13 protein-coding genes are annotated in these 13,694 nt (G+C 70.1%); 5 read left to right on the forward strand and 8 right to left on the reverse strand.

Features of this window, described 5'->3' with window-relative positions; genetic code table 11:
- Window positions 1-53: 53 nt before the first annotated feature.
- The 3 genes from AB0I12_RS31235 to AB0I12_RS31245 are packed head-to-tail and all read left to right on the forward strand — an operon-like array spanning window position 54 to window position 2,357.
- Window positions 54-494: a GNAT family N-acetyltransferase gene (locus AB0I12_RS31235; protein ID WP_359936243.1), complete on the forward strand. Its 441-nt coding sequence runs from the start codon at window positions 54-56 to the stop codon at window positions 492-494.
- 2 nt (window positions 495-496) lie between these two features.
- Window positions 497-1,366 (forward strand): LLM class flavin-dependent oxidoreductase, encoded by an 870-nt coding sequence (locus AB0I12_RS31240; protein WP_359936245.1) that lies wholly within the window; start codon window positions 497-499, stop codon window positions 1,364-1,366.
- Window positions 1,367-1,406: 40 nt separating this feature from the next.
- Window positions 1,407-2,357, forward strand: coding sequence for a formylglycine-generating enzyme family protein (locus AB0I12_RS31245; RefSeq protein ID WP_359936247.1), 951 nt, complete (start codon window positions 1,407-1,409; stop codon window positions 2,355-2,357).
- Here the strand turns inward: AB0I12_RS31245 and AB0I12_RS31250 are convergent.
- The 6 genes from AB0I12_RS31250 to AB0I12_RS31275 all read right to left on the reverse strand — a co-directional run bounded on the left by AB0I12_RS31250 (window position 2,347) and on the right by AB0I12_RS31275 (window position 9,095).
- The gene (locus AB0I12_RS31250) at window positions 2,347-3,573 is read right to left on the reverse strand and encodes an MFS transporter (RefSeq protein WP_359936249.1); all 1,227 of its coding nucleotides are present in this window, start codon (window positions 3,571-3,573) and stop codon (window positions 2,347-2,349) included. The genes AB0I12_RS31245 and AB0I12_RS31250 overlap by 11 nt on opposite strands.
- Entirely contained in the window at window positions 3,570-4,037 is a 468-nt protein-coding gene (locus AB0I12_RS31255; protein WP_359936251.1) for a MarR family transcriptional regulator, read from the reverse strand. Before AB0I12_RS31255 ends, AB0I12_RS31250 begins: the two co-directional genes overlap by 4 nt.
- A gap of 20 nt (window positions 4,038-4,057) precedes the next feature.
- Window positions 4,058-5,248, reverse strand: a complete 1,191-nt coding sequence (locus AB0I12_RS31260) for an MFS transporter (protein WP_359936253.1) — start codon at window positions 5,246-5,248, stop codon at window positions 4,058-4,060.
- Window positions 5,249-5,311: 63 nt separating this feature from the next.
- Complete coding sequence (locus AB0I12_RS31265; protein ID WP_359936255.1) at window positions 5,312-6,292, reverse strand: hypothetical protein; 981 nt, start codon at window positions 6,290-6,292, stop codon at window positions 5,312-5,314.
- Window positions 6,289-7,509: an MFS transporter gene (locus AB0I12_RS31270; protein ID WP_359936257.1), complete on the reverse strand. Its 1,221-nt coding sequence runs from the start codon at window positions 7,507-7,509 to the stop codon at window positions 6,289-6,291. The genes AB0I12_RS31265 and AB0I12_RS31270 overlap by 4 nt, the downstream gene beginning before the upstream one ends.
- The gene (locus AB0I12_RS31275; RefSeq protein ID WP_359936259.1) at window positions 7,509-9,095 is read right to left on the reverse strand and encodes a discoidin domain-containing protein; all 1,587 of its coding nucleotides are present in this window, start codon (window positions 9,093-9,095) and stop codon (window positions 7,509-7,511) included. The genes AB0I12_RS31270 and AB0I12_RS31275 overlap by 1 nt, the downstream gene beginning before the upstream one ends.
- Window positions 9,096-9,252: 157 nt before the next feature.
- On the opposite strand from AB0I12_RS31275, the gene AB0I12_RS31280 reads away from it, so the two are divergent.
- Window positions 9,253-10,227: an aldo/keto reductase gene (locus AB0I12_RS31280; protein WP_359936261.1), complete on the forward strand. Its 975-nt coding sequence runs from the start codon at window positions 9,253-9,255 to the stop codon at window positions 10,225-10,227.
- An 85-nt stretch (window positions 10,228-10,312) separates the two neighbouring features.
- Here AB0I12_RS31280 and AB0I12_RS31285 read toward each other — a convergent pair whose 3' ends face one another.
- Window positions 10,313-11,335 (reverse strand): LacI family DNA-binding transcriptional regulator, encoded by a 1,023-nt coding sequence (locus AB0I12_RS31285; protein WP_359936263.1) that lies wholly within the window; start codon window positions 11,333-11,335, stop codon window positions 10,313-10,315.
- A gap of 31 nt (window positions 11,336-11,366) precedes the next feature.
- Between AB0I12_RS31285 and AB0I12_RS31290 the strand changes: the two genes are divergently transcribed.
- The gene (locus AB0I12_RS31290) at window positions 11,367-12,878 is read left to right on the forward strand and encodes an alpha-L-arabinofuranosidase C-terminal domain-containing protein (protein WP_359936265.1); all 1,512 of its coding nucleotides are present in this window, start codon (window positions 11,367-11,369) and stop codon (window positions 12,876-12,878) included.
- Here the strand turns inward: AB0I12_RS31290 and AB0I12_RS31295 are convergent.
- Window positions 12,862-13,680, reverse strand: a complete 819-nt coding sequence (locus AB0I12_RS31295) for a MerR family transcriptional regulator (protein ID WP_359936267.1) — start codon at window positions 13,678-13,680, stop codon at window positions 12,862-12,864. The two genes, AB0I12_RS31290 and AB0I12_RS31295, sit on opposite strands and share 17 nt — an antisense overlap.
- Window positions 13,681-13,694 lie beyond the last annotated feature (14 nt).

The raw sequence follows: 13,694 nt of genomic DNA on the forward strand, positions 1-13,694 counted from the left end.
CGGACGCTACTACTCGTTTGACCGCTGCCCCCGGCTGCCTGTTGGGTGGCGGGGTGAGTGAGTTGCGGATTGTGCCGGTGATCGATGAGCAGACCGTGCTGGACTGGCAGCGGGTGCACAACGAGATCATCCCGACGGCGCCGTTGTCGGTCGACGACATCCGGGAGCGGGCGACGCGGAACGTGCTCGAGGTGGCGTACGACGGCGACGTCCTCGTCGGCTGTTCCACGGTCCGCCCGCCGTCGGAGGAGACCCGGGCGGCGGTGGTGATCGCCCGGGTGCTCCCGGCGTACCGGCGCCGTGGTTTCGGTACGGCGCTCTACGAGCACTGCCTGCGGCGCGGGCGGGAGTTGGGGGACGGCATCGAGACGCACATCCTGAGCAGCAACGCCGACGGCCTCCGGTTCGCGAAGGCGCACGGCTTCGTCGAGGTGGAGACCTATCTGCTGCCGGGCGACACGATTCCGTTCGTCGAACTACGACTGGGTGAGTGACGATGCGCTTCTCGATCAACATCCCGAACTTCGGGGACTTCGCGGACGCCCGCACCGTGGCCCGCGTGGCGACGGCGGCCGAGGAGGCAGGCTGGGACGGCCTGTTCCTCTGGGACCATGTGGTGCACAGCAAGGAACGGCGGCGCGGGCAGCCGTTCGGCGACCCGTGGATGCTGATGACCGCGGCCGCGCTGGCGACCTCGCGGATCACGCTCGGTCCGCTGGTCACGCCGGTCGCGCGCCGGCGGCCCGAGCAACTCGCCCGGCAGGTTGCCACCCTCGACGGGCTGAGCGGCGGCCGGGTGATCTTCGGCGCCGGGCTCGGCGGGCCGATCGACGACGAGTTCGGCAGCTTCGGCGACGAGACCGACCCGAAGGTGCTGGCCTCGAAGCTGGACGAGGGCCTCGACCTGCTGACGGCGTACTGGTCGGGTGACCGCGTGAACCACCGCGGCGAGCACTACCTGGCCGACGACGTGGAGCTGCTGCCCGCTTCGGTCCAGCGACCGCGGCCGCCGGTCTGGATCGCGGGGTTCTGGCCGCGCAAGGCGCCGATGCGCCGGGCCGCGCGCTGGGACGGCGCCGTGCCGCTGTTCAAGACCGCCAACCACGGCGAAGCGCCGCCGGTCGGCGAGTTGCGCGACCTGGTCGCCTTCGTGAACGAGCAGCGCACGGACACGAGCACGCCGTACGACGTGATCGTCGGCGGCATCAGCCCGACCGACCCTGCCGGCTCCCGCGCCCTGATCGAGCCGCTCGCCGAGGCGGGCGCGACCTGGTGGGACGAGCGCCAGCTCATCACCGGCACCGACTTCTACCGTCTCGACCCGGTCCTGCGCCGCATCGAGGCCGGACCACCAAGCCTCGGATAGGCCGCCTTCAGCCCCGGAGCCGACAACTAAGCTGGCCGGCATGAGCGACGAGCACCCGTCCTGCTGTGCGCCGGCCAGGACCGGGGTCCCGCTGGACATCCCGGCTGGTTCCCCGGTGCCGGCCGCGGCCGGTGCGCACGGGATCGAGCAGATCGCGCTCGGTGGCGGCTCGTTCGCGATGGGGAACAGCAACGGCGACGAGAACGCCGGTGACGGCGAGACGCCGGTGCACCAGGTCGAGGTGGCGCCGTTCAGCATCGACGCGACCAGCGTGACGAACGCCGACTTCGCCCGGTTCGCCGACGCGACCGGCTACCGGACCGAGGCCGAGACCTTCGGCTACTCCGCGGTGTTCCACCTCGCACTGGCCGCCGAGCCGGACGAGGTGATGGGCCCGGCGTCCGGTACGCCGTGGTGGGCCGGCGTCCGCGGCGCCGACTGGCGGCACCCGGGCGGCTCACGGTCCGGCCTCGACGGGCTCGACGACCATCCCGTCGTCCACGTGAGCTGGAACGACGCGGTCGCGTACTGCAAGTGGGCCGGCCGCCGGCTGCCGACCGAGGCCCAGTGGGAGTACGCCGCCCGCGGCGGCCTCGAGGGCGCCCGCTACCCGTGGGGCGACGAGCTGATCGGCGACGACGGCGAGTGGCGCTGCAACATCTGGCAGGGCGAGTTCCCGCGGACGAACACCGAGGAGGACGGGTACCTGACGACCGCACCCGTCCGCACCTTCCAGCCGAACGGCTACGGCCTGTGGCAGACGGTCGGGAACGTCTGGGAGTGGTGCGAGGACTGGTTCGGCCCGCGGTACTACAAGTTCTCCCCGGCCGGGAACCCGTCCGGCCCGTCGCTCGGCGCGGCGCGGGTGATGCGCGGCGGCTCATACCTGTGCCACGACTCGTACTGCAACCGCTACCGCAACGCCGCCCGCTCGTCGAACACGCCGGAGTCGTCGATGGGCAACGCCGGCTTCCGCACCGTCAGTCTGTAACCGGGACTTCTTCGGCCGCTCGCAAGCCTGGCGTCGTGCCGGCGACCGCGGCGACGGCCGCGACGCACAGCAGGGCTCCGGACGCGAGCGAGACGACCGGTGAGGTGAGCTGTGCGACGACGCCGCCGCGGAGGTTGCCGAGGTCGGGGCCGGCCTGGCCGACGATCTGCTCGGCGGCGCTGACCCGGCCGAGCAGCTCGGTCGGTGTGTGCAGCTGGACGATCGTGCTCCGCGACACGACCGCGACGGTGTCCGCGGCACCTGCCACCGCGAGGAACACCAACGCAGGCCACGCCGCCGGCGAGAATGCGAACAGCAGCAGCGCGATCCCCCACCCGGCCGAACCGCACAACATCACCACGCCGTGCCGGGGCAGCCGGGTGAACGTCCCGGAGAACAACGACGCGGCGACCCCGCCGACAGCGATCGCGGTCAGGAACAGCCCGAGCGTCCGCGGGTTGTTGCCGAACCGCTCCGCATTGATCACCGGGAACAGACTGATCGGCATCGACAGCACGGTCGCGGCCAGGTCGGTGATCAGCGCGCCCCGGATGACCGGCGTCGCGGCGATGAAGCTCAGCCCGTCCCGCACGCCGCGCAGTCCCGGCTTCGCGACGGCCTCGATCCGCAGGTGTGGCAGCCCGAGGACGCCGTACAGCGCGGCGAGGAAGCTCAGAGCGTCGACCAGGTAGCAGACGCCGACGCCCCAGGTGCCGACGATCACGCCGCCGAGCGCCGGGCCGAGCAGCATCGCCCCCTGGAACCCGATCCGGTTGAGCGCGAGCCCGGCCGCCAACTGGTCACGTGACAGCAGGTGCGGCAGGACTGTCCGCGCCACCGGTCCGGCGGTCGCACCGAACGACGCCTGGACGGCGACCAGCGCCAGCAGCACCCCCACCGGGACCCGGCCGATCACCAACTGGCTCGCCATGACGGTTGCGGTGAGCAACTGCGCGATCGTGGTGACCAGGTAGATCCGGCGCCGGTCGAGCCGGTCGGCGAGGGTGCCCGCGAACAGGCCGAGCACGATCAGCGGCACCGCCTGCGCCAGCCCGACCGCGCCGGTCCAGGCCGGGCTGGCGGTCTGGTCCCACACCTGGAACATCACCGCGACGAAGGTCAGCTGACCGCCGAACGCCGACAGCACCTGCCCGATCCACAACCGCCGGTACGTCAGCACCCGCAACGGGCCCAGGTCGATGAGCGCCCGCCTCACCGCAGCTTCTCCGCGATGCGGTCGTGGAAGCTCTTCCGGGCCAGGGCCGCCTCGACATCGCGGACCACCTGACTTATCGGGTACGGCAGCTCCGCCTCGAGCTCGGCGATCGCAGCCTCGGTGGCCCGCCACTCGGCGGCCAGCAGCTCGACGAGCTTCTTCGACTTCGCGGTCAGCGTGACGTGCTTGCTGCGGGCGTCCGCGCCCGGCACGGTCCGGACCAGGCCGGCGGCGCGCATCCCGGCCACCTTCTGGCTGAGCGCCGAGTGCGTCCGCCCGGTCGCGTCGGCGAGCTCGGTGATCGTCATCGGGCCCCTGAGATGCAGCTGGAGCAGCTCCCGCACGTACGTCGGCTTCAGCCCCAAGATGTCGCGATCGGTGTAGATCCGCCCGATCTCGGCATCCATCCGCCCCAACAGCTCGTGCAACGGCCGCCACAAACTCTGCTCCGTGGGATCCTCCATGGAGCCGATAGTAACAGCACTTATATAAGCACTGTTACATCTGGCTCCCGGACTGCCGCCGCCCGGCGGCGCGAGATCCAGGCGGCGGCCAGGCCGGCGGTGAGGAGGCTGATCGCGGCGACGGTCGCGAAGCCGTAGCGGGTGTCGGAGCGGCCGGTGACGACCGAGGTGATCAGCATGACGACGACAGTCGCGGCCAGCCCGTACCCGTTGGCCAGCCCGAACGCATACCCAACCCGCAACTCGTCCACCGACGTCATCAGGAGCGACCGCGTCGCGATCCGCGCCTGCCCGAACAAGAAGGCGCCCAACGGCACAAGCGCCATCAGCAGCGGTACGCCGAAGAGCGGCTGGAGAGCGAACAGCGACGTACAGATCAGGAAAGCGCCGATCGCCAGCCTCAGATCACCGAGGCGCGCGGCGGATCGGCGGTAGACGGCCGCGGCGAGCAGGAAGCCGGCTCCACCCAAGGCGTCGACCACGCCGAGCAACGCCGGACCACGATGCCACTCTCCGATCAGCAAGACCGGCAGCAGGGCGTTGAAGACTGTCACGACAACGAGGCCCTGCCCGAACAGGACGGCCAGCGGCGCGAGCGGGATCCCCGAGCGGTGCGCGGCGGAAGTGGTTGCCAGGAGCAACTCTTGCGGCCGGCGGACCGTCCCGACCCGGAACACCAGTACGGCGGAGAGGGCGAAGGTGAGCGCGTTGAACGCGAAGAGCGGCGTCGGGCCGAAGTACTGGAGCGCGACCCCGCCGACGCAGGCGGACAGCAGCATGCCGCATTGCAGGGCGATCTCGTAGTGCGCGTTGAAGCGGCGCAGGTGCACGGCGGGGACTCGCTCGCGGATGAGCGCCGCGCTCGCCGGCGTGAACTGGGCGGCGATCACGGCCAGCGCGAAGTTGGTCGCATAGACGAGCGGTTGCTGGGACACGCCGAGCGCCAGGCCGATGGGGAGGGTGAGCGCGGCCGCGGCGCCGAGGAGATCGCAGCCGATCCACAGGCGACGCCGGTCGAAGCGATCCGCGAGGCGGCCGAAGTACGGCGACAGCACGGCCTGCGGTACGGCGACCGCGATGAAGAGCCAGCCGACGTCGAGCATCGAGCCCTGCGCGCGGACCAGCAGCAACGCGGCGCCGAGGAGCTGGATGTTGTTGCCGAGGGACGTGATGAAAGCTGCGGGCAGCAGCAGCCGAGGTCGTGAGGTCACCCGCTCGACGGTGCCAGCAAACCCTGACAATCCATGGCAGCGATCTCCAGCTGAGTGGGCGAGCTAGCTCAAGGAGGGCGTGGTGGCCTGCGGGATGAGCAAGCGGGCGGGTGTGGTGAGGCCTACGGACCAGACGTCCAGCGTGTCGGCGGCGTTGCGGACCGGATAGAGCAGCGTGGTGTTGTTCTGCCAGACGGGCTGGTCGTCGACGGGACGGGACTCGGCGGGGTGGGTGATCTGGCGCGTGGCGAGGTCGAGGACGGCCAGGCGCCAGGTGCCGTCGGGGTTCTTCTGCTTGTAGGCGATGCGGCGGCCGTCCGGTGACAGCGAAGGGCACTCGACGTTCTCGGCGATCGCCGTCCCGCGGTACGCGCGGTAGTCGGCCTCGATCAGGTACGTCTTGCCCTTGCTCGCCATCGTCACGTAGAAACGATTGCCGTCGGCACCGAACGTGACACCCCAAAAGTTCACGTCCGACGCGAAGTACCGCTTCCCGCCGACGAAGACGGCGAGTTCCTCGATCGTCTTCACGAGCCGTCCGGTGTCCACCTCGTAGAGGCCGGTGCGGGTCGAGAAGCCGCTGGCCGCGTACGAGTCGCCGGTCACGAACATCGTCCAGTTCACGATCCGTCCGTCGGGCGACACCCGCGCCCGGCTCGGCGTACCGGGCAGGGTCTCGCGGTGCCGCTCCCGCAGACCGGCGTCGAGCACGATCATCTCGGTCAGCGCGGGCAGCGAATTCGCCTTCAGCCGCAAGCAGATCGCGGTGCCGTGGGCTGCGGCGAACCGGTCGCAGTGCAGCTCCCCCACGCGCCGGGCGGCTCCCGGATCACCGGCAGGTACGGCGGCCAGCTTGCCGGAGTCCGGTCCGGCGGCGAGGTTGCGGAAGTAGAGCGTCCTGCCGTCGAGCCGCATCGGTTGCCCCGTGACGACCGGTACGGCGTTCTCGGCGGCGGCGCCGTCGCGCGCGCGGGCGACGTACGTGATCGCGCCGCCGACGAGCGCGAGGACACCGATCGCGGTGACGAGCAGCCGGCGGGTCATCGGCGTACCTCCAACGGTTTGAAGACGGCCGCCGCGAGCGTGACCGCCAGCAGGCCGGCCGTGAACGTGAGCATCGCCGGTCGGAGGTCCCAGAGGGTCCACAGCAGGCCGACGGTGACGGCGGCCGCCATCCGGGCCAGCGCCTGGCCGGTTTGCAGTACGGCGAGACCGCTCGCGCGAAGGTGCTCCGGAAGCAGCGGACCGACCGCGGCGGGGAGTACGCCGTCGGTCGCCGCGTAGAAGGCGCCGTGCAACGCGAGGACCAGCCACCAACTGCCGAGCGGACCGGACACGACGAGCAGCGCGAGGACGAGCGCGAGATGGCCGCCGAGGAAGACCTTCCAGCGGCCGATCCGGTCCCCGAGCCGGCCGAGCGGGATCGCGAGCAGCAGGAAGGTGCCGGCGGTTCCCAACGGGAGCAGGGGGAACAGGCCGGCGTCGATGTCCCAGCGGCGCTGTACGGCGAGGTAGACGAAGGAGTCGGTGATCGTGAACAGCCCGAGGGCAGCAGCCCAGATGCAGCTCCGGCGGAAAGCCGCATCCCGCAACAACGCGAGCGCTTGCATCCTGCCCACCGGCCGCGCGGGCGGGGTGTGCGGTGAGTGGTCGCGGACGAAGGCGGTCAGGAGGATGACGGCTGCCGCGGCCAGGGCGAAGCTGGTGACGAAGACCGAGTTGTAGTCGTTGAGGCTTGCCCACAGGACCAGAGTCGCGACGAGTGGGCCGAGGAACGCGCCGACGGTGTCGAGGGCACGGTGGACGCCGAACGAGCGCCCCATGGTTGCCGGGTCGCTGCTCAACGAGATCAGCGCGTCGCGCGGCGCCGTGCGGATCCCCTTGCCGGCGCGGTCGATCGCGAGGACCGCGCCGATCGCGGGAACGCTGGACGCGGCGGCCAGGAAGCCGAGCTTCGCGACCGCCGAGAGCGCGTAGCCGACGCCGGCGACGGCCTTCAACCGTCGCCAGCGGTCGGCCACATGTCCGCCGGCCAGCCGCAGTACGGCGGTGGCCCCGGCGTACAGGCCGTCGAGCAGGCCGAACTGCAGCGGGTTCAGCCCGAGCCCGAAGACCAGGTACAGCGGCAGGATCGCGGTCACCATCTCGGCCGACACGTCGGTCACCAGGCTGACGACGCCCAAGGCCAGAACATTTCCAGGGACGTTGCCGGGGACGCGGCGCAGCGGTGTCCGCAGCGGGCCGACGGATGCGAGATACATCAGTGGCAGCTGTACGTCGGGCTGCTGTCGAGGACGTCACCGTCCAGACCGATCAGCTGGGTGGCGAACGTGCTGTCGGTCATCGACAGCTTCAGCACCCCGAAGTCGGAGATGATCTTGGCGGTCGCCGGATGCGCGGCGTGCACCGGGTACAGCGGCGCGCCGCCCATGCCGCCGATGATCTGCACCGGCCCATTGGCGTCCTTGTCGCCGTCCGCGTTCTGCGGTACGAACCGCTCGTAGTGGTGGTCGTGGCCGTTCAGCACCAGGTCGGTCTTCGCCGCCACCAGCGTCTGCCAGAGCGGATCGGCATCCACGTTGTCGCCGTGGTCGCCGGAGCTGAAGCGCGGGTGGTGGTAGTACGCGGCGATGCAGCCCTTGGTGTTGTTCGCCAGGTCCTGCTTCAGCCAGGTGAGCTGGGCCGGCTCGCTCAGCCCGTCCTCCTTGACGAAGTCGTTCGAGTCGAGAGCGACGAAGTGCCAGTTGCCGAGGTTCCAGCTGTAGTAGTTCTTGCCCTGCGGTGTCGCGATCGACCCGAAGTAGTCGTGGTACCCCTGGAACGGCGTGTCGTCGTACGTCTCGTGGTTGCCGGGGATCGGGTGCGTGATGCTCTTGAACCTCCCCCACGTCTTCGCGTAGTAGTTCTGGAAGTCCGACAGATGCGCGTCGTCGTACTGGTTGTCGCCCATCGTGATCACGGCGGCCGGGTTCATCGCCTGGACCAGGTTCGCCGTCTTCGGGTGGATGCAGTCGGAGTCGGACGCCGTACAGCGATCCGCGATGTCCCCCGCGGCCGCCAGGACGAAACTCCCGCTGCCGCCGGCCGAGGTGGTGACCGTGATCGGCGCGCTCGCCGCGGACACGTTCCCGGCCAGGTCGCGGGCGCGCACCGAGTACGTGTACGCCGTGCTCGCGGTCAGCCCGGTGTCGTTGTACTGCGTGCCCGGCGTCGTCGCGACCACCGTGCCGCCGCGCAGGACGTCGTACCCGCTGACGCCGATGTTGTCGGTGGAGGCGGTCCAGCTGAGCGCGACGGAGGTGGCCGTCGCGCCGGTGCTCTTCAGACCGGCCGGAACCGTCGGCGCCTGGGTGTCGCCGCTCGAGTCGGCCGTGCCGTAGACCTGGAGTTCCCACAGCGAGTAGCCGTACGACGTCCCGCGCTTGGTGCCGACGAGCCGCACGTACCGGCCGTGTGCCTGCAGGCCGGTCAGGTCGTCGGTCGCGCCGTTGCCGTCCGCAACCTCTTTGACCGTGGTGAAGTCGGTCCCGTTGTCGGAGACCTCGATCCGGTACGCCTTCGCGTACGCGGCCTCCCAGTTCAGCTTGACCCGGCCGACCGCGGCCGGCTGACCGAGATCGACGCGGATCCACTGCGGATCAACGCCTTCGGCGCTGGCCCAGCGGGTCGACGTACTGCCGTCGACCGCCTTCGCCGCGGTCAGGGTGTCGTCCTCGACGCTCGAGGCGATCACCGGCTTGCCCTGCGACAGCAGGGTGTCGGCGTTCATCCGGGCACTGGCGGCAGAGCCGCCCAGTGCGGCGAGTAGTCCGACTGGTAGTACCAGCGCGAGCATGCGCAGTCTCATGAGATTCCTCCGGGGGCGCGGAGCCAGAATTGTTAGGAAGGTTACCTAACAGCTAATGGTAGGTAAAGAGGGTAATTTCGTTATATGCACGGCGTGCATGAAGTCCGCACAGAAGATTCATTGGACGGATGAGCGCGACGCTGGTTGGCTCGACGCCATGGAGATGCGCAGGTTGGGACGAGCAGGAATCGAGGTCAGCCCGGTCGGGTTCGGATGCTGGGCGATCGGAGGGCCGTTCAGCAATCCGGCCGGTGAACCGCTGGGCTGGGGTGTCGTGGACGACGACGAGTCGGTGCGGGCGATCCGCCGGGCGGTCGAGCTCGGCGTCACGTTCTTCGACACCGCGGACGTGTACGGCGCCGGCCACAGCGAACGCGTTCTGGGCAAGGCCCTCGAAGGCATCCGCGACCAGGTGGTGATCGCCACCAAGTGGGGCAACACGTTCGACGAGTCGACCCGGGTCATGCACCACCAGGACAGCAGCCCGGAGTACGTCCACAAGGCCGTCCGGGCGTCGCTCGAGCGGCTCGGGACCGACTACCTGGATCTCTACCAGCTGCACTTCGACACCACCGACGAGATCGCGTTGCCGCTGCGCGAGGCTTGTGAGGAACTGGTCCGCGAAGGGCTGATCCGCAGCTACGCCTGGAGCACCGACACGGTGCACAGCGCGGAGTTCTTCGCCCAGGGCGACCACTGCGCCGCGGTCCAGCACGAAGCGAGCGTGCTGCACGATGCGCCGGACTTCTTCGCGCTGTGCGAGCGCGAGAACCTGGCGAGCATCAACCGGACCCCGCTGGGGATGGGGATCCTCGGCCGCCGGGACGCGAACAGGCCGGCCACCGGCGCTGACATCCGTACGCTGCCGCCGTCCTGGCTGCGGTACTTCGACGACGGCGGCGTGCCGGCGCCGGAGTGGTGGGAGAAGGTGTCCGCGATCCGCGACGTGCTGCAGAGCGACGGGCGGACCTTGGCCCAGGGCGCACTCGCCTGGCTGTGGGCCCGCAGTCCGCGGACCGTCCCGATCCCCGGCTTCCGGACCGTCGCGCAGGCCGAGGAGAACGCCCGCGCGATGGACTTCGGCCCGCTGACCGAGGACCAGCTGACGGAAGTCGCGAAGCTGTTGCGCTGATCCCCGCAAGGCCCCGCCACACTGCGGGGCCTTGCCAGCGCGCTTGTTTATCGATATACCTACTGCCGTGCGGCGACAGTGGACTTCAGGCCGACGGCTTCGTCGTGCCCCGCAGAACCAGCTGCGCGGGTACGACGAGTTCTTTCGGCTCGCCGCCCGGGCTGCGGAGCTGCGCCGTCATCAACGTGGTGATCGCGTCGGCCATCTCGTCGTGACCGGGGTTGACCGTGGACAGCGACGGCACCAGGAACGCCGCCTCGTCGATATCGTCGAAGCCGACCACCTGGATGTCGTCCGGCACCCGCAGCCCCGCGTCGGCGAGCGCCCGCAGCGCCCCCATCGCCACCACGTCGGTCAGCGCGAACACCGCGTCGAACGCGACCCCGCGCTCGCGCAGCGCCCGGATCGCGTCGTACCCGTCGCGCAGGCCGAACAAGCAGCGCACGTTCAGCTCCGGATCGACCTCGACGCCGGCCTCGGCGTGCGCCAGCGCGTATCCCTCGGCCCGGAGTGCCTGCATGGTCGCGGAGCCGCCGGGATCGCCGCCGATCATCGCGACCCGGCGCGCGCCGGTCGCGAGCAGCTGCGCGGTCGCCTGCCGGGCGCCGTCCACGTTGTCCATCATCACGTGGTCGAAACGGGACGGCAGCGCCCGCTCCCCGATCATCACCACCGGCGCGTCGGTGCGCAGCTGGCCCAGCTCGGCCGGGTCGATGTCGACCACGCTGAGGATCAGCCCGTCGTACATCCGCAGCCGGGAGAAGGCGACCGCGTCCAGCTCGCCCTCACGGCTGGCGCCGGTGCGTTCGGTGACGATCCGCAGGCCGTGCGCCTCGAAGCGGTCGGCGAGGCGGCCGGCCAGCTGGGCGAAGTACGGGCGCTCCAGCTCGGGCACGGCCAGGCCGACGACGCCGGTGCGGCCGGCGCGCAGATGCCGGGCCGCCAGGTTCACCTGGTACCCGAGCTCGCCGATCGCCGCCAGCACCCGCTCCCGGGTCTCCGGCCCGACCCGCGGCCGCCCGTTGATCACGTTCGACACTGTCATCGTCGACACCCCGGCGTACCGGGCGACGTCGGCCATCGTCACCACGCCAGACGGCTTGCCCATGTGGCCAACTGTAGATAACGAGGAGGGCTCCATGCCTGAAGCACGGGTCGTGATCGACCTCGACGTCCCCGGACCCACGATCAACCGGCATCTCTACGGCCACTTCGCCGAACACCTCGGCCGCTGCATCTACGGCGGCTTCTACGTCGGCGAGGACTCGGACATCCCGAACGAGGGCGGCATCCGGCTGGACGTCGTCGAGGCGCTCCGGGCGCTCGACATCCCGAACCTGCGCTGGCCGGGCGGCTGCTTCGCGGACGAGTACCACTGGAAGGACGGCATCGGCCCGAAGGCGGACCGGCCGTCGATGGTGAACACGCACTGGGGCAACGTCGAGGAGAACAACCACTTCGGCACCCACGAGTTCATGGCACTGTGCGAGCTGCTCGGCGCGGCGCCGTACGTCAACGGGAACGTGGGCAGCGGGACCGTGCGCGAGATGAGCGAATGGGTCGAGTACCTGACCCGCGACGGCGACAGCCCGATGGTGCGGCTGCGGAAGGCCAACGGGCGTGACGAGCCGTGGCAGGTCCCGTTCTGGGGTATCGGCAACGAGGCGTGGGGCTGCGGCGGCAACCTGCGCGCCGAGGCGTACGCCGACCTGGCGCGGCAGTACGCGACGTTCCTGAAGGACCACGGCGACAACAAGCTGTACCGGATCGCCGCGGGCGCGTCGGACGACGACCTGGCCTGGACCGAGGCGCTGCTGAAGGCGGTCAGCTGCCTCGGCTGCGGGCGCGACCCGAAGAACATCTTCCAGGCGATCTCGATCCACTACTACACGGTCGCCGGGACGTGGGACCACAAGGGCAGCGCGACCGAGTTCGGCCTGGAGGACTACTACCGGACGCTGGCCAAGGCCCAGGACATCGAGCGGGTCATCCGCGCGCACTCGGCGCTGATGGACGCCTACGACCCGGAGCGCAAGATCGGCGTGGTGCTGGACGAGTGGGGCACCTGGTGGGACGTGGAGCCGGGCACGAACCCCGGATTCTTGTTCCAGCAGAACGCGATGCGGGACGCGCTCGTGGCGAGCCTGCACTTCGACGTGTTCCACCGGCACGCGGAGCGCCTGGTGATGGCGAACATCGCCCAGACCGTGAACGTGCTGCAGGCGATGCTGCTGACCGACGATGACGGCGGTCTGGTGCGGACGCCGACGTACCACGTGTTCGAGATGAACAAGGGACACCAGGACGCGCAGGCGCTGCCGGTGCACGTGGTCGAGGGTCGCACCTACGATCTCGACGGTACGGCGATGCAGCTGGTGTCGGCGTCCGCGTCGGTGAAGGACGGGCGGGCGCTGGTGTCGGTCAGCAACCTCGATCCGGAGCAGGCGCTGGACATCGTGCTCGATCTCCGCGGCGCGTCGTCGTGGGAGTCGTCGGGACGGTTGCTGACGGCATCGAAACCGCAGGCCTTCAACACCGTGGACACCCCGGACGCCGTGGCCCCGGTTCCGCTCGAGGTGGAACCGGAGCCGCGCGGCCTGCGGGTGACCTTGCCGCCGCACTCGTTCGCGACGGTCAGCTTGACCTTGTGACCGGGATCTGGAACTCGTGCACCCAGTTCGCCGGGTTGTCCATGTCGAACTGGAGCGTGACCTCCCGGGCGTAACCCTGGCTGCGGTAGCCGTTGTCCTCGATCCAGCGGGCCAGCGTCTGCATGCTGCGATCGGCCTCCATCATGTCGCCCTGGTGGACGATCGTGGCGGCCTGGGCGAGCTCCGGGAGTTCGAGGATGTCGACGTCCGGCGCCGCCCCCGTGCCGACGGGGACGGCGGCGTGGACGCGGATCGTCTCGTCCCCGGCGTCCTCGTAGTACGCGACCGGCGAACCGCACGGGTCGATGCCGGCCGCGCCGAGGCGTTCGAAGAGCTGGCCGAACAGGGGCTGGAGCACCGGGCCGATGTCCGCACCGTCGTAGCTCGGTGAGATCGCGGACAGTTCGGCGACCCGGGTCGCGGCGATGGTTTTCAGGACGACGTCGTCGGTGGGCATGTGACCTTCCCTCTCGATGAGCCGGAGCCTCGCCTCGACGCTCGTCAGCCGGGCCGCACTACGGGCCAGCTCGTCCTCGAGTTGCGCCTGCCGCAGCCGCAGCATGCCGCGCAGTTCCTCGGCGGACAGCTTGGCGTCGACGATCTCGCCGACCTGCTGCAGGCTGAACCCGAGGTCCTTGAGCGCGACGATCCGGTTCAGCCGGCTGAACTGGTCGGCCGAGTAGTACCGGTACCCGGTGGCCTGGTCGACCACGGCCGGCCGCAGCAACCCGAGCGCGTCGTAGTGCCGCAACATCCGCGCGGACACCTGCCCGAACGCCGCGAAGTCTCCGATGGTGAACATGCAGCCACCTTCCG

Origin of the sequence: Kribbella sp. NPDC050459 (genome assembly GCF_040655315.1) — a bacterium.
Classification (GTDB): Bacteria; Actinomycetota; Actinomycetes; order Propionibacteriales; family Kribbellaceae; genus Kribbella.